13 protein-coding genes are annotated in these 15,700 nt (G+C 42.9%); 7 read left to right on the top strand and 6 right to left on the bottom strand.

The features are described 5' to 3' along the window. Window positions 1-57 precede the first annotated feature (57 nt). On the bottom strand, window positions 58-567 hold the full coding sequence (locus tag H6G03_RS27440; protein ID WP_190471627.1) for a type II toxin-antitoxin system Phd/YefM family antitoxin: 510 nt from the start codon (window positions 565-567) through the stop codon (window positions 58-60). A gap of 76 nt (window positions 568-643) precedes the next feature. Between H6G03_RS27440 and metH the strand changes: the two genes are divergently transcribed. Then, complete coding sequence (metH, locus tag H6G03_RS27445; protein WP_190471630.1) at window positions 644-4,210, top strand: methionine synthase; 3,567 nt, start codon at window positions 644-646, stop codon at window positions 4,208-4,210. Window positions 4,211-4,446: 236 nt separating this feature from the next. Here the strand turns inward: metH and H6G03_RS27450 are convergent, their stop codons facing one another. Next, the gene (locus H6G03_RS27450) at window positions 4,447-4,638 is read right to left on the bottom strand and encodes a hypothetical protein (RefSeq protein WP_190471633.1); all 192 of its coding nucleotides are present in this window, start codon (window positions 4,636-4,638) and stop codon (window positions 4,447-4,449) included. Window positions 4,639-4,660: 22 nt separating this feature from the next. Next, the gene (locus H6G03_RS27455; protein ID WP_190471635.1) at window positions 4,661-5,200 is read right to left on the bottom strand and encodes a poly(ADP-ribose) polymerase family protein; all 540 of its coding nucleotides are present in this window, start codon (window positions 5,198-5,200) and stop codon (window positions 4,661-4,663) included. A gap of 139 nt (window positions 5,201-5,339) precedes the next feature. Between H6G03_RS27455 and H6G03_RS27460 the strand changes: the two genes are divergently transcribed. The 3 genes from H6G03_RS27460 (at window position 5,340) to H6G03_RS27470 (ending at window position 9,889) form a co-directional block, all read left to right on the top strand. Next, a complete protein-coding gene (locus tag H6G03_RS27460; RefSeq protein ID WP_190471638.1) occupies window positions 5,340-7,157 on the top strand; it encodes a GmrSD restriction endonuclease domain-containing protein in 1,818 nt (605 codons plus the stop codon). 824 nt (window positions 7,158-7,981) lie between these two features. After that, entirely contained in the window at window positions 7,982-9,031 is a 1,050-nt protein-coding gene (locus tag H6G03_RS27465) for a PEP-CTERM sorting domain-containing protein (protein ID WP_190471666.1), read from the top strand. Window positions 9,032-9,430: 399 nt separating this feature from the next. Further along, entirely contained in the window at window positions 9,431-9,889 is a 459-nt protein-coding gene (locus H6G03_RS27470) for a YbhB/YbcL family Raf kinase inhibitor-like protein (RefSeq protein ID WP_190471640.1), read from the top strand. Window positions 9,890-9,962: 73 nt separating this feature from the next. Here the strand turns inward: H6G03_RS27470 and H6G03_RS27475 are convergent, their stop codons facing one another. Both H6G03_RS27475 and H6G03_RS27480 read right to left on the bottom strand, forming a co-directional pair. After that, entirely contained in the window at window positions 9,963-10,583 is a 621-nt protein-coding gene (locus H6G03_RS27475; protein WP_190471643.1) for a hypothetical protein, read from the bottom strand. A gap of 360 nt (window positions 10,584-10,943) precedes the next feature. Beyond that, a complete protein-coding gene (locus H6G03_RS27480; RefSeq protein WP_190471646.1) occupies window positions 10,944-11,273 on the bottom strand; it encodes a YbjQ family protein in 330 nt (109 codons plus the stop codon). A 61-nt stretch (window positions 11,274-11,334) separates the two neighbouring features. Between H6G03_RS27480 and H6G03_RS27485 the strand changes: the two genes are divergently transcribed. Together H6G03_RS27485 and H6G03_RS27490 are read left to right on the top strand one after the other, a co-directional pair. Next, on the top strand, window positions 11,335-12,519 hold the full coding sequence (locus H6G03_RS27485; RefSeq protein ID WP_242060479.1) for a tetratricopeptide repeat protein: 1,185 nt from the start codon (window positions 11,335-11,337) through the stop codon (window positions 12,517-12,519). A 340-nt stretch (window positions 12,520-12,859) separates the two neighbouring features. Continuing rightward, window positions 12,860-14,563, top strand: coding sequence for an alpha/beta hydrolase (locus H6G03_RS27490; protein WP_190471649.1), 1,704 nt, complete (start codon window positions 12,860-12,862; stop codon window positions 14,561-14,563). A 43-nt stretch (window positions 14,564-14,606) separates the two neighbouring features. On the opposite strand, the gene ispD is transcribed toward H6G03_RS27490, so the two are convergent. After that, the gene (ispD, locus tag H6G03_RS27495; RefSeq protein WP_190471652.1) at window positions 14,607-15,290 is read right to left on the bottom strand and encodes a 2-C-methyl-D-erythritol 4-phosphate cytidylyltransferase; all 684 of its coding nucleotides are present in this window, start codon (window positions 15,288-15,290) and stop codon (window positions 14,607-14,609) included. A 123-nt stretch (window positions 15,291-15,413) separates the two neighbouring features. Here ispD and H6G03_RS27500 point away from each other — a divergent pair, with 123 nt between their 5' ends. Beyond that, window positions 15,414-15,629, top strand: coding sequence for a hypothetical protein (locus H6G03_RS27500; protein ID WP_190471656.1), 216 nt, complete (start codon window positions 15,414-15,416; stop codon window positions 15,627-15,629). Window positions 15,630-15,700 lie beyond the last annotated feature (71 nt).

The following is a 15,700-nucleotide window of genomic DNA, read 5'->3' on the forward strand; positions in this document are numbered from 1 at the left end:
AGAAGAAGCTTTTGATTTGGCAACTGTTGGTGTATTAACTGTTTGGGCATTCATTTTTTATTCCTCTTCTTGGGAAATTAGAAACCGATTTGATGATGTTCCATTATATCTCTCATTCTTAGCAGCAGCAATAAAGTATTCAGGAATCCAAAAATTATCGATCGGCATCAAAATTGCCACAGGTATAAAGATATCAAATTCTTTTCCGCCTAAATTGGCAGGTGGGAGAAAACCAAAAAGTTGGCCATACTCTACAACATCAGCAACGATGTCATCGAAATCATCTTGAAATTCATCGATTCTGAGACAGCGTATTCCTCCTTCATTTTCGTAATATTCCTCTTCGCAAGGGGTGAATTGTGAAGGTTTAATATCCTCCAAGAGATAATCCAATCGCTCGAACTCATCAATGGGAACGATCGCTGCTACCTCTTCTCCTGCTTGCAGCAAAACAAAGCGCTTTAGATCGCACATCACTTGCGCGATCGCATCCATCAACTTATCCTTCACTTCCTCAATTGTTAAACGAATAAACCCCTCATCCTCACCCACAGAATTTTTAACCATCTCCGATATCCAGTAGTGCAGAATAGATTAAGTAATTCCAAGACTAACGCAAATACCTATCTCCAAAACCGCCTCTATGACTCATCCCTTCCTGCAACGCCTGCACAGTCCCGATCGTCCCGTCATCGTCTTCGATGGTGCGATGGGAACTAACTTGCAAAAGCAAAATCTCACTGCTGCTGATTTCGGTGGGCCGGAATATGAAGGTTGCAATGAATACCTCGTCCATACTAAACCGGAAGCAGTCGCGATCGTACATCGTGACTTTCTCGCCGCTGGTGCAGATGTAGTTGAAACCGATACCTTTGGGGCGACTTCCGTAGTGCTGGCAGAGTATAATTTGGCAGATAAAGCGTATTATCTCAACAAAGCTGCGGCAGAACTCGCCAAGCGCGTCGCTAATGAATTTTCCACGCCAGAGAAACCCCGCTTCGTGGCAGGTTCGATCGGCCCCGGCACAAAATTACCTACTCTCGGCCATATCGATTTTGACACGCTGAAAACCGCATTTACCGAACAAGCAGAAGGACTTTTCGACGGCGGCGTTGACTTATTCATCGTGGAAACTTGCCAAGATGTGCTGCAAATCAAGGCGGCGCTGAATGCGATCGAAGATCTTTTCCAGAAAAAAGGTCAGCGCATTCCGCTGATGGTATCGGTAACAATGGAAACTACGGGTACAATGCTCGTCGGTTCCGATATCAGTGCGGTGTTGACGATTTTGCAACCTTATGCGATCGACATTCTCGGTTTGAACTGCGCCACCGGGCCAGATAGAATGGCCGAACACATCAAATATCTGTGCGAAAACTCCCCCTTCGTAGTTTCCTGCGTCCCCAACGCAGGTTTGCCCGAAAACATCGGCGGTCACGCACATTACAAACTCACCCCGATGGAATTACGGATGGCGCTGACCAAATTCGTAGAAGATTGGGGCGTGCAAGTCATCGGCGGTTGTTGCGGGACTCGCCCCGAACACATTCAAGCATTAGCAGAAATTGGTCAAACTCTCAAACCGAAAGAACGCCATCCCAGCTACGAACCATCCGCAGCATCCATTTATACCGCACAGCCCTACGAGCAAGATAACTCATTTTTGATTGTGGGCGAACGCCTCAACGCCAGCGGTTCTAAAAAGTGTCGCGACTTGCTAAACGCCGAAGATTGGGACGGATTGGTATCTTTAGCCAAAGCCCAAATGCGAGAAGGGGCGCACGTTCTCGACGTAAACGTGGATTACGTGGGACGGGATGGCGTGCGAGATATGCGGGAATTGGCATCAAGGCTAGTAACAAATGTTACTTTGCCGCTGATGTTGGACTCGACGGAATGGGAAAAAATGGAAGCGGGGCTGAAAGTTGTCGGGGGTAAGTGTATACTTAACTCGACCAACTATGAAGATGGCGAACCGCGTTTCTTTAAGGTTTTGGAGTTAGCGAAAAAATATGGTGCGGGGGTAGTAATCGGTACAATTGATGAAGATGGAATGGCGAGAACGGCAGAGAAAAAGTTTCAAATTGCCCAACGCGCCTATCGTCAAGCTGTAGAATACGGTATCCCACCTCAAGAAATCTTTTTCGATACTTTAGCATTACCAATTTCTACCGGAATTGAAGAAGATCGGGCAAACGGAAAAGCTACAATTGAATCTATCCGTCGCATCCGTCAAGAGTTACCGGGATGTCATATTTTGCTGGGTGTTTCTAACGTTTCATTCGGCTTAAATCCGGCGGCGAGAGTTGTGCTGAATTCCATGTTTCTGCACGAAGCAATGGCAGTGGGAATGGATGCAGCAATTGTCAGCGCCAGTAAGATTTTGCCGTTAGCGAAAATTGAACCGGAACATCAAGAAGTTTGTCGCAAATTAATTTATGACGAACGGCAATTTGAGGGGAATGTGTGCGTTTACGATCCTTTGGCAGAGTTAACCACGCTGTTTGAAGGGAAGACGACAAAACGCGATCGCACTGAAGACAATAACCTCCCCGTAGAAGAACGCCTCAAGCAACATATCATCGACGGCGAACGCATCGGCTTGGAAGAACAACTGAAAAAAGCACTAGAAAAATATCGTCCTCTCGATATTATCAATACCTTCTTGCTGGATGGGATGAAAGTTGTAGGCGAGTTGTTTGGATCGGGACAAATGCAATTACCTTTCGTATTGCAATCAGCCGAAACGATGAAAGCAGCAGTCGCCTACTTGGAACCTTTCATGGAAAAGCAAGAGGCGGGTAATAATGCGAAGGGAACCTTCATAATTGCTACTGTCAAAGGTGATGTTCACGATATTGGTAAAAACCTGGTGGATATCATCCTTTCCAATAACGGCTACAAAGTTGTTAACTTGGGAATTAAACAGCCAGTTGATAACATCATTGAAGCTTACGAAAAGCATAAAGCAGATTGCATTGCGATGAGTGGCTTGTTGGTAAAATCGACTGCGTTTATGAAGGATAATTTGGAGGTATTTAACGAACGGGGAATTACTGTACCAGTAATTTTAGGTGGTGCGGCGCTGACTCCCAAATTTGTCCATGATGATTGTCAGAATACCTATAAAGGTAAAGTGATTTATGGCAAAGATGCGTTTGCAGATTTGCATTTTATGGATAAATTGATGCCTGCTAAAGCTGCTGGAAATTGGGATGATTTGCAGGGATTTTTGAATGAAACCGCAGATGTAGGCGAAGCCTTCCCCGAAGGGGTACGCAGATTAACGCAGATTAAAGAGAAATCTGTGAGTGAGTCTAATGGTGATGTGGCAGTCAAGGAACCGCAGGAGGTTGATACCAGGCGTTCTGAGGCTGTTGCAGTGGAGATCGATCGCCCAACGCCGCCTTTCTGGGGAACGCAAATTTTACAGCCGGAAGATATCTCTTTAGAGGAGATTTTCTGGTATTTGGATTTGCAAGCTTTGATTGCTGGGCAATGGCAATTCCGCAAACCAAAAGAACAGTCAAGGGAAGAGTACGATGGATTTTTGGCTGAAAAGGTTTATCCTATTTTGCAACAGTGGAAGCAACGAGTTATTGAGGAAAAATTATTGCATCCTCAAGTAGTTTACGGTTATTTCCCTTGTCAATCTGAGGGTAATTCGCTACATATCTATGATGCAGAAGCATGGAAGAACGGGCAGAAAAAACAAGTTACTACATTCAACTTCCCCCGTCAAAAATCTTTGCGACGTTTGTGTATTGCCGATTTCTTTGCGCCTGTGGAAACTGGGCAGATTGATGTGTTTCCGATGCAAGCGGTAACTGTGGGAAATATTGCAACTGAGTTTGCACAGAAATTGTTTGCAGATAATCAATATACCGATTATTTGTATTTTCATGGTTTAGCTGTGCAAACTGCGGAAGCTTTGGCAGAATGGCTACACGCAAGAATTCGCCACGAGTTGGGTTTTGCTAATGAGGAACCTGATAATATTCGGGATATGCTTGCACAACGTTATCGCGGTTCTCGATATAGTTTTGGATATCCGGCTTGTCCGAATATTCAAGATCAGTATAAACAGTTGGAATTGTTGGGGGCTGAACGAATCAATCTTTATATGGATGAAAGCGAACAAATTTATCCCGAACAATCTACAACTGCGATTATCACCTATCACCCAGTCGCGAAATACTTCACCGCTTAATTAGTAGGGTTGGCTGTTGTTTTTAGGCTTAGAAACCCGGTTTCTTAGAGAAACCGGGTTTCTTTGTTGGTGTCATACATTATAATGAAAACAGTCAATAAAAAGCGAGAAATAATATGGCAGAATTGAAGATTATTTTATTGATATTCGTAATAAGTCGCATACCCCGCCAGCGATTCAAATCGCTGGCGGGATTTAAGCAGTGGTGCAAGATATTCCCCACCTTACGCTAATTTCTATGCCGTTGCTGCCTTTTTATCCAATTCATCTTTCGATCGATTTGTCTCAGAATGAGATATTTCTGAGTCTGCAATATCATCCTCAAAAACTTCCGGGCAGTATTTTTTCAGATTCTCCAAAAACTGCTCAGGCGTAACTTCTGCGAAATGTTTGTAAAGAATATCAGCACATTTTTTAGGGTCAAGCATTTTACCATTATTTAATTCCTCATTATAATCTTACCAAACGCGACTCCTCAATCAGAGAAGTATCTCTGACGGCTATCTGCACATGAGCGCGATCGAAAATAGCGGAATTGGGATAAACAGGCTCACCCTCTAGGAAAACCGCTCGAATTGTACGAGGTATCTGACCCTGTTCGCCAAGAACTTCAACAATATAGTTAAAGCAGGCACAATCTAGCCGATGCGCTTTCGATCTCTGAGGGTTCTGTCGAGGTAAAGGTCTGTTGCCTTGCGAGTACTCCTCTACAAATGAGTTGTAGATGTTCCTGATAAGCGGAAACCAGCTAATGTCCACTAAATCGATGCAGTCATCCAAGCGGATAGTGGAACGAATTACAGCCGGATTTGCAGGATGTTGCTGCTTGGCCCATTCCCAAGCGCGTACTGGCGCATCTTGAAAGAAATAAACCCCTGTTCCCAGCCAGTCGTAGTCATTGGAACTAACGTTAAAACCTTGCTGAATAATTGTTGCCGCTGCCTCCGTATTTGTACCGTGATAGCCGTAGACTCGAATCGTTTCAGACACTCAAAAACTCCTCACTAGGTTATGCGATCGTAGCCACAAAATTTATCTGTTCTCTCATGTTAAATAGAACCAAAAATCTGGAAAAATTGAGATAGGGATTTCCCGCCAAGCTCTATTTTAAACAAGAGGTAGATAGACGATGCCAGCAATCAAAAATTTTGACAATACCACAGAAGCACTACTCGATTTGTTAAGAAGCACAAAGGAAGGAAAAACTCAGTTACCTGATTTTCAACGCTCTTGGGTTTGGAACGATGAACAAATACGCAGCCTTCTAGCTAGTATTTCCTTATCGTATCCTGTTGGAGTAGTAATGATGCTGCAAACAGGTAATCCTGATGTGCGGTTTCAATCTCGACCGATTGAAGGTGTTACACTTAATAACTCCATACAACCAGAACGATTAATATTGGATGGGCAGCAGCGATTAACATCTCTTGTTCAATCACTTCTTTTAGGCAAACCAGTCATTACTAAAGATGCACGAGGCAAAAATATTCACCGATGGTATTATATTAATATTGTTAAAGCTCTCGATCCAAATTTTGAACGAGAAGAAGCAATTGTAAGTTTGCCGGAAGACAAAATTATTCGTAATTTTCGTGGCGTTATTGAGGAAGACTACTCAACGCCTCAAAAAGAATATGAAAATAGTCTATTTCCTGTAGCGCAAATTTCTGATTATTCTGATTGGATGACCAACTATAACGAATTTTGGGATTACGACAGGGAAAAAGTCAAGCTATTCAATAAATTCAACCAAGAAATTATCAAACCTTTTGAACAGTACCAAGTACCAGTAATTTTATTACGTAAAGAAACACCAAGAGAAGCAGTTTGTCAAGTTTTTGAAAAAGTAAATACAGGCGGCGTATCGCTTACAGTTTTTGAATTGATAACTGCTACTTTTGCGGCTAATGAGTTCGACTTGCGAGAAGATTGGGCTAAACGAGAAAAGGAACTGAAAAAACCTCAATATCAGGTTTTAAGAAATATTCAAAATACTGAGTTTTTGCAAGCAGTAACTCTTTGCGTCACTTACGAAAAGCCTCCTGTAAGTTGTAAGCGCAAAGATATACTGAAATTAAATCTTCAGCAATATGAAAAATGGGCTAACTCAGTCACGCAAGGATTTAAACAAGCAGCAGAATTACTCCACACACAAAAAATATTTACCGAGCGCGACCTGCCTTACCAAACTCAACTTACCGCTCTTGCAGCTATTTTAGCAACATTAGGAAATCCCGTTAATCATGCTGAGGATAATGCAAAATTAATCCGTTGGTACTGGTGCGGAGTCTTCGGCGAACTATACGGTAGTGCGATTGAAAGCCGTCTTGCTAAAGATTTACAAGAAGTGGTGGAATTGATTAAGAATAATGGTTCTGAACCTGTCACAATTAGAGATGCTAATTTCGCTCCTAGTCGCCTACAATATCTCTACTCGCGAAGAAGTGCTGCTTATAAAGGTTTATCAGCTTTGTTATTGCGAGATGGTGGCTGCGATTTCCACACGGGTTATCCTATCGACACTCTAAAAAACTTCGACCTTCCTATTGATATTCATCACATTTTCCCGCGCCAATGGTGTCAAAAAAATGGTATTAAAGCAGAACTTTACGACAGCGTAATCAACAAAACTCCCCTTTCAGCTAAGACTAACCGCCAGATTGGAAGCAATCCGCCAAGTATCTACTTAGCCAAAATCCAAAAAGACACAGGGATTTCGGAAGCAAAAATGGATGAAATTTTGCGATCGCACGTCATCGATCCAGTTGCTTTACGTGCTGATGATTTTGATGCCTTCTTCCAAGCGCGTCAAAAAGCACTGCTTGAACGTATAGAAAAAGCAATGGGTAAAAATCTTGTGCCTGTACCGGATGAATCAGTTGAATCTATCGATCGAGATGAGTACGACGACCTCGATAATGAAGATGATTTCCCTCAAGCTAGTTAGATTTTAGGTAATGCGATCGCACTCCCCATCACCACAAAAATAGCGATCGCCTTATCCTCAAAAATATTCCAAATTAATTAGGAATTATATCATTTTTTTGAGTATAATTTAGCTATCGATCGACATCCCTCAATTGAATATTGCAGCAAGAAATTTTGAAAGAAGCGATCGCACCCTCCCCCTCACAACCCCTCTAAATCAAGTCTATTCCAAACAATCTAGAAAAGCGATCGCTACTTTAGCTTAAACATCCCACCAATCGACCTCAACAGTACCGAAATAGGTCGCCTTTAATTTGTGCGATCGCTCTTTGCGATCGGATCTGGGAATACTCCAGTTACTAACTTAGCTCTACTACCTAGTAAAAGCACGCAAAGATTGTCTATGTTTGTAAGGCGATCGGCTTTCTGGTTAACAGGTAAACCCTAAAATATACTTATATTCACTGAATAGTAAGCAAAAAATTATAAATTTTTCGTGAAGATTACCTCAAGTTTATAAATTTTTTGTAAAGTTTATCCGAAATATCGCTGCCCTCGTTAATTCTACGTTAAAGTTAAAATTACTTCGTTAATTACGTAAGTATCTGTACTTAATTAAAAAGGTGCTACGTAAAATAACGTACTGTCTAAGCAAAAGACCAATCCTTCTTATGAAAGCAATTACGAAAACAAAAAAACTTTGAAGGCGGTAAAAACCTTGCCTTGGCCACAAATACCACTATTGGCTTTGGCGGAACAATCGTCTCTACCTTGACATTGCAACAATAACTCTCCCAGAACCCAGAGCAATAGCGAAATCATCTTTTTGTAGGAATTGCAAATATGAAACCGATCCATAAAATTGCCACATCAGCAACAGTCGCTGTGACTGCTACCCTCGGTTTTTCAGTTAACGCACTAGCAGCTACCTTTAACCCTAGCGAGGTTCAATACCACAAATTAATCGTTGCTGGAGATCCTAACGGTACTCCGCCAGATTCCCCCAGTAACCGAGTTGACCCCAACACTACCACATCGCCATTTGCGGGGGTCGGTAGCCTGTTCATGGATCTGGGAGGAGGAAGTGGTTTCCTCTGTACTGGTGCAACCATTAGTTCAACGCACATCCTCACTGCCGGTCATTGCCTTGATGAAGATGACAATGGCACAGCCGACTTTTTGCCTAATAAGGTTCGTTTCAATCTGAACTTTGGCAGCGATCTTTCTCACACCATCACCGCCAGTGCGCTCAATATCAATCCTGACTACACTGGTTTTCTCAATCCAACAGTCAACGATGACATTGCCATTATCACCTTGAGTGAGGCTCTACCTGATGGAGTACCCATTTACGACCTTTTCCGCAATCCTGTTTCAGAAGGCGAGACGTTTACAATGGTCGGGTATGGCACCACGGGTAACGGAATTGATGGATTGACCGGCGGAGCCAGCTTTAATGTAAAGCGGGTAGGTTACAACAACGCCGACTTGTTTGATGTTGATGACGAAGGCAGTGGTGTAAATGAAGTATTCTATTACGATTTTGACGGGCCAGATCCATCTACCAATTTGATTGGTGGTTTGACCCTGGGTAACGATATTGAAGGCAGCATAGGGCCGGGGGATTCTGGTGGCCCCAGCTTCGTCATCAAAAATGGTTCTATGTTCCTCGCTGGTGTCAATACCTTTGAATTCACTACATCCGATGAACAAATATTCGGTACATTCGGTACTGGTGGAGGCGGGATACTCGTTTCTTCCTACACCGATTGGATTGATAGTATCGTTAAGCCAAAATCAGTACCAGAGCCGTCTAGTGTTGTCGGAACATTAATGTTAGGTGCTTTAGGTACTGGTTCTTGGCTGAAGCGCAAGCAAAAAAAAGGTGCTTAAGTTCGGCTAGTATTAGCTGTGCAAACTAACGGAATTTATACTCAGCTATGCGGGGGATGAACTTTGCTACAACACTGCAAAGTCTCCCTCACAATTTATACAAAATCCAGGTTGTTTAGCCCCTTTAATTTTTGACATAAACATTGTAGAGATGTTTCATGAAAAGTCTCTATAGCCGAGCGAGATAAGAAGGCGATCGAAGCGGATTTGGTATTATAAAGGTAATCCCACGTTATTACCCATAGGCAAAATTTTTTTGTGTCTAATCTTGTTGGCCGCAGAAATTTTTTGAGGCAGAGCGCTAATATACTTACTTTAGCGGTACTTTTGCTAGCGAGTTGTAACTCTGGTAGCAACCGCTCCACGAATATTCGATCGCCAACAACAGTAGTTACCACTATGAAACTAGAAAGCGATGCCTTTTCCGCCAACGGCACTATCCCGTCTAAATATACTTGCGATCGCCAAGATTTTTCGCCACCCCTGAAGTGGGATGCACCACCGACGGGAACGCAAAGTCTGGCTTTAATTGTTGATGACCCCGATGCACCGATGGGAACTTTTGTCCATTGGGTTCTTTACGATTTACCGACTGAAATCACCAATTTACCAGAAGCAGTTCCCAACGACGCAACGCTGGCAAGTGGCGGTACTCAGGGTAAAAATGATTTTGGTAAACTCGGTTATGGTGGCCCTTGTCCGCCTAGCGGCACGCACCGTTACTTTTTCAAATTATACGCTTTAGACCGATATTTAGAATTAGCATCGGGTGCGACTAAAGAACAATTGGAAGCTGCAATGAACGGTCATATTCTGGCAGCAGCAGAACTAATCGGACGCTATTCGCGACAGCGTTAATTTTTTCTATTGCCAAATAACAAAAAAGCACCTTTTTTAAGGTGCTAAAAATAACTACGATCGCTTCCCATTTTTATTGATAAGTACGATTGTAATTGCGGGCTCCAATAGATGCACCGATCATCGACGCTACCAAACCCAGTAAAGAACCGAACACAAACGACCAACCCACTCTAGCCGCATTGCCAGCAATATCGCGTGCTTGCTGTGCGCTGACGTTGGGAGCCCTATTCGGTACGTTAATTCCTCCTTGTTGAGCTTGGTTAATTACTTCTCCCGCATTGGATGCCGCAATTCCAAAAGTACCTACTACACCATTTGCTAACAGCCAAGAGCCAATAATTAAAGCAGTTGCCCAGAGAATAGCACCATTGAGAAGAGCTGTATTGCGGTTCATCGGGCCGCTGGCACGCGATGTCACCCAACCGCCAACAAATAAACCTATTAACAAACTGATAATTGACCAAATTCCCACACCAAGACCAACATCATCTGCGTTGGATCTGGGTGCGCCAGAATTGGCAAGGCTGCTCAAACCGATCGCAGCACCCAAAGCACTCAAAATTAATTGAGTAGTTAAGGCAACTAAAAGACCGGAAATAATGGGGCCCCACCTAACGCGATCGTGATACTCAACAATACGATTTCCTACTACAGGATCTACTACATCTGCCGGTCGATTACCGTATGCCATATTTTATTTCCTCCTTTATTCCCCTCATCCCTTCCAGCTGAGTTATCTTATTGCTAATCACCCTTGAGCTTAATTTAGAGTCAAATTTATGTTTGATATATCTACCACTGGAAGGAATCGCACGCTCTATCAAAAGATGGAGATGCGATAAAAACCTGAAATTTTTGAATCTCAGGAGTAATAAATACTTAATTATTTAAGTATATACGTAAATTTTTAAACTTTTTCAAGTGTAGATGAATCAATATTTATTTATCGATAAAAGTATTTGTTAATTAGCTGAAGGCGATCGGCTGTTAAAACTTAACTCCTCTCAGCTAACCTTAGATGAATCGCCAAAAAGACTACTTCCTTATAGTTCTACGAACGCAGTTTTACGGCGGTGCCGATCGCAGTGATCAGCAGCAAGACACCGCTTTGGTCAACGTTAATTGTACCGGTGTCTACTTCAATACCGACGATCGCATTAGCTCCCAGACGCTGAGCTCGTTTTTCCAGTTCGGCTATAGCTTCCCGCTGTCCCTGCTCGAACACCCTCTCGTAGCTGCCGGTACGCCCACCGATGACATCGCGAATACTAGCGAAGAAATCGCGCAATACGTTAGTGCCATATACTACTTCAGCAGTCACAATACCCAAATAAGCCTGAATTTCGGCTCCCTGCACGACATCAGTTGTTGTGACAATCATTTTTTCTTGTCTTGGTTATAAATTTACACATTTAAGGTTATTATAATCAGCCAGTTCCCATATGGAATTCATCCCGATCCAATATCAAACCAATAGTAGCACTCTCGTAATGGCAGAAACACAAGGAAAATCTACCGTGCAAAAGCAAATTCTGTTCTTAACCAGTCTCCTGCTATTGGGAGGGATTGCGGTAAGTACGCCGTCAATTGCCCAAACTGATGAAGACTACGATCGCAGTCCTACGTATCAGCTTCCTGAAAACGACGAGCTGAAAAGACTCCTAGACGATGCGCGATCGTTAGTAGAAGATGGAAGATTTGGGCGTGCTTTAGCAATTTATCAACAAGCAGCTAGCTTAGATAGCAAAAATGCCCGTATTTATTCTGCGATTGGATATTTACAAGCACGTCAAGGCAATTACCAGGAAGCAGCTAATGCCTATAGACAGGCTGTAGCACTCCAAAGCAACAATGCAGAATTTCATTACGCTCTCGGATACGCCCTTGCTAGCGCCGGAGACAACCAGGGAGCCGCTGCTGCCTATCGACGGGTCACGCAAATCAATCGCAATCACCTCAAAGCTTACCTGGGATTGGGAGTGGTTCTGATGCGCCAGGGAGACTATCAGGGCGCGATGCGAACTTACGAACAAGCTATCCGTCTCGATCCTAAAAGTGTAGAAATTCGGGCTTCGATGGCGACTATACTGTTGCAACAGAAGCGCTATCAAGACGCTATTAACGTCCTACAGCGGGCTGTTACCCTAGAACCGAACAACAGCAATTTGCAGTTTAATTTAGCTACCGCCTATTTGGTACAAGGCAACCAAATAGGCGCACTGACTGCTTTGGAACGAGCAGCTAAACTGGAACCGCGCAATCCACAGATTCATCTGCAAATTGGCAGGATTCGACGCTCTCAAAAAAATCTGGAAGCCGCTTTAGCAGCTTATCAGCGGGCTGCGGATCTAGATTCCAAATTAGCAGAAGCACACGCTGCCATAGGGGATATTTTGCTGGAGCAGGAGCAATTCCAGCAAGCAGTTGCCGCTTATCGTCGTTTCTCTAAAGTAGCTCCCGAAGAACCAACCGCACAGTTTAATTTAGGTGTAGCCTTCAGCAGATGGGGGAAAAAACAAGAAGCGATCGAAGCTTTTAACCAAGCTATTAACCTCTATCGCCGTCAAAATAACGATCGGGGAGTACAGAAGGCAGAAACTGCTGTGCGGGGACTGCAACAGCAGTAGCGTGGGCAATGGTCACTCTACGGTTACCCAGATATCTCTTATTCGGGCTGATGTGCATTTTGGATGCACATCAGCTTTTTCATTGCGATCGCACAAATGTGTGAGGGGATACTGTATTAATCTTGATTACCATCAATAGTAGGCGTAGCTATCTCAGTTAATTCACTGAACTGACTTCAGGGCGATCGAGCGGACAACACCAATTTATCAGTATTTGCACTTACTCGTTCGCTCGACAATCTACCCATTTTCACAAAATTCCTGTTTTCTCGTCAGGCTCGTTGAAATACGTACTTAACCACTTTTGCTTGCCTATTTATTACCAGAGGAGTAAATAGTTATGCGTATCGAACATCAATACCAAGAAACGTTACCTTTTGCTTGGAAGGAAGATGGACGTGGAGAAAGCGATCGAAATTGGTTGCAAGACATTGTAGAAACTACCCCACCCTTTTCTGACCGATGGACGAAGGCGAGGATAGTACAATTAGCTCATGAGTTAGAGTCTGAGGAAAAGATAGCTAATAGTTTGCGAGCCGAATGCGATTTAGAGCAATATCTTTGCTTTGAAAAAACTGTGGATCGAGAATATGTAATTAATACTCTCAATGACTGGAAAAATAAAAAATTTAGGCAATCAGTCGGGCGTAATTTTGAAGTTTTTGTCTGTCAATCAAATCCCAATGCTTTTTTAGTTGTAAGTCGAATAACTGCTGCTGACGTTAAGTATAATCTTCCCCCATTGGAGCGATTCCGTCCTTTATTTAATGTGGATGAATTAGCTGTTATTATCAAAGATAATGACATCAAACGTTTAACTTTGCGAACCCACGGCTATGGCACTTCATCAGAGGGATTTTATGATGCTTTTTACCGAGAAGTTAACAACTTAAAAAATGTCGCGGCGAACAAACATATCTATATTGGATATAATTGGCCTAGCGAAGCACCTCTGGCTATTTTTGGCACTTGGTTTGATTGGCTGAAAAAAGTTAGTAAAACTTCCGATATCTATTTTAAGTTTGCTCTGGTTCTGAGCGTTAGCTCTATTATTATAGGTAGCTTAAGCAATGGATTATTGCAAATTTTTAAATGGTTATTTAGCTGGCAATTCTTCAGTTTACAGCCCCAATGGATTGGGTTAATTAGCTTGGTTTTTGTGTTTTGGTCATTAGCTTTCTACCTGTTACGAGAAGTAGCTTATCAAGGCGATCGCACAAGAGCTATTTACTATGGTATACCCGATTTAGCCGAATTTTTTTCGCGTCTAGACCGTGGCCTTTACAAGTTAACTAAATCATCGGTTTTACAACCGCTTCAAATTAATATCATCGGTCATAGCATGGGTGGCTTTGTAGTTCTGAACGCAATCAGCCTCTTACGCTATCATTTCCGCTACGATGAAGAAAAACCCAACAAGTTTGGCGAACATTTCCAATTAGATAAGTTAATTTTGGCTTCCCCGGATGTGCCGCTGGAATTGCTGCGTCAAGGACGAAATAATTATCTTCGCACTGCGTTTAATTGCAGCGCTCAAATTTATTTAATGTCGAGCGATCGCGATATCGTGTTGCGTTACCTTTCCACAGTTGGCAATTGGTTTAGCGAACCGAGTATTCCCATGTCTGGTTTGCGGTTGGGAAATGTTTATTTACCCAAACAGGGAGAAAATAAACCGGAACCTTGTATCCGTATCCTATTCAATTCCCAGAAACTTAAACAACCTAAAGCCGATTTGGAATTATTTAACAAATTGAATTACTTAGATTGTTCGGAAATGAAAGTGGCAGGTAATCGAGGCGGCGTTAATTTCGTGAAGTTGCCTCTCAATAGTTATAACGGACTGGCGATCGATCTTGGCAATATTATTTTCGGCAAGCTGGCTGGCGTTGACTTGCACGGTGGCTACTTCCAAAAGCACACGCCATCTTTTGCAATTCTGAATTTATTGCTGGCAACCGATTTGAATAAAAAGGAAATCGAGGCAGAAATTGAGAAAATAATTGAAAATTCCTCGATTCGCTTTTTAGCAAGTCAAGATTAAATTCAAAATCGACCTTTTTCTCTTTCCTCTTCTGCCATATATCTTATTTCCCCAAGCGCTGACGCAAAATAAATTCGGCGATCGCTAAATCTACCGGTGTTGTCACCTTCAGATTCGTCTCCTCGCCTTCCACAATTAACACCGGTAAACCGCACTTTTCAAACAAAGCGGCGTCATCTGTGACTTCCCATCCCAGTTGACGCCCTTTTTCATGGCATTCCTTCAACAACTGCACATCAAATCCTTGCGGCGTTTGGGCTGCCCACAAGTTGCGGCGATCGGGCGTATCTTCGATCAACTTAGCTTCATCGACAATTTTGATCGTATCCTTCACCGGCACCCCCGCAATCAAACCTTGATGCTGTAAAAGCGCCGACGCACATCGATCGAGCAAATCAGGTGTCGCCAAACACCTCGCGCCGTCGTGAATCAATACTCGATCGGCATCTGGCGGTAGCGCCTGCAAACCGTTGTAAACTGACTCCTGGCGCGTTGCACCCCCCTGAATGAACTGTATTGGCTTACTTAGAGACAGTTCTGCCACAATAGCTTTCAAATCTGGCAGATCCTCTGGTTGACACACGATACCAATCCAGTCGATACTAGATGATTCGACTGCCAAAAGCGTCCAAGCAATTAAAGGTTTGCCTAAAAGAGTCAAGAGAAGTTTATTGCGATCGCTTCCCATGCGACGCCCCATGCCAGCTGCCGGAATCAATAAATGCACACCACCCTCACTTTATTCCAAAAATTGTTGCCATTTTTGGCTTTTTTATAATAGACTAATTATAATGCAGCTAGTTTAGTAATTATCCTAAAATTTTAAATACTTTAAACTACAAAAAATGCTATGAAGAAACGCGATATACTCCTCAGTATTGTGGCTAGCCTTACTAAAAAATCCGCCAAAGATGAGGAAGAATTATTAGCAAATAGCGATACTAAAAATACATATCCAAAAGTTCTACCTCCATTTGGGGGTGAAATGGGATTTGAAATTCGTTCGTTTTTGGGACGAGTAGAGCCTTGGTTACCGAAAACCGTGCGTGAAAGCCCCTGGCTTTAGACATGGGGATGAAACGCACCTGGCGATTTTAATCGCCGTCAAGTCCCTGGTTTCCACTTCTGATTCTCAAT

The organism is Aerosakkonema funiforme FACHB-1375, assembly GCF_014696265.1.
Lineage (GTDB): Bacteria > Cyanobacteriota > Cyanobacteriia > Cyanobacteriales > Aerosakkonemataceae > Aerosakkonema > Aerosakkonema funiforme_A.

Excerpts from the sequence above, each read along its gene's own strand:
- H6G03_RS27450 (WP_190471633.1), bottom strand. The coding sequence starts at position 4,638 with ATGCTTGACCCTAAAAAATGTGCTGATATTCTTTACAAACATTTCGCA.
- H6G03_RS27465 (WP_190471666.1), top strand. The coding sequence starts at position 7,982 with ATGAAACCGATCCATAAAATTGCCACATCAGCAACAGTCGCTGTGACT.
- H6G03_RS27460 (WP_190471638.1), top strand. The coding sequence starts at position 5,340 with ATGCCAGCAATCAAAAATTTTGACAATACCACAGAAGCACTACTCGAT.
- H6G03_RS27485 (WP_242060479.1), top strand. The coding sequence starts at position 11,335 with ATGGAATTCATCCCGATCCAATATCAAACCAATAGTAGCACTCTCGTA.
- H6G03_RS27475 (WP_190471643.1), bottom strand. The coding sequence starts at position 10,583 with ATGGCATACGGTAATCGACCGGCAGATGTAGTAGATCCTGTAGTAGGA.
- H6G03_RS27470 (WP_190471640.1), top strand. The coding sequence starts at position 9,431 with ATGAAACTAGAAAGCGATGCCTTTTCCGCCAACGGCACTATCCCGTCT.
- H6G03_RS27500 (WP_190471656.1), top strand. The coding sequence starts at position 15,414 with ATGAAGAAACGCGATATACTCCTCAGTATTGTGGCTAGCCTTACTAAA.
- metH (WP_190471630.1), top strand. The coding sequence starts at position 644 with ATGACTCATCCCTTCCTGCAACGCCTGCACAGTCCCGATCGTCCCGTC.
- H6G03_RS27440 (WP_190471627.1), bottom strand. The coding sequence starts at position 567 with ATGGTTAAAAATTCTGTGGGTGAGGATGAGGGGTTTATTCGTTTAACA.
- H6G03_RS27490 (WP_190471649.1), top strand. The coding sequence starts at position 12,860 with ATGCGTATCGAACATCAATACCAAGAAACGTTACCTTTTGCTTGGAAG.
- H6G03_RS27480 (WP_190471646.1), bottom strand. The coding sequence starts at position 11,273 with ATGATTGTCACAACAACTGATGTCGTGCAGGGAGCCGAAATTCAGGCT.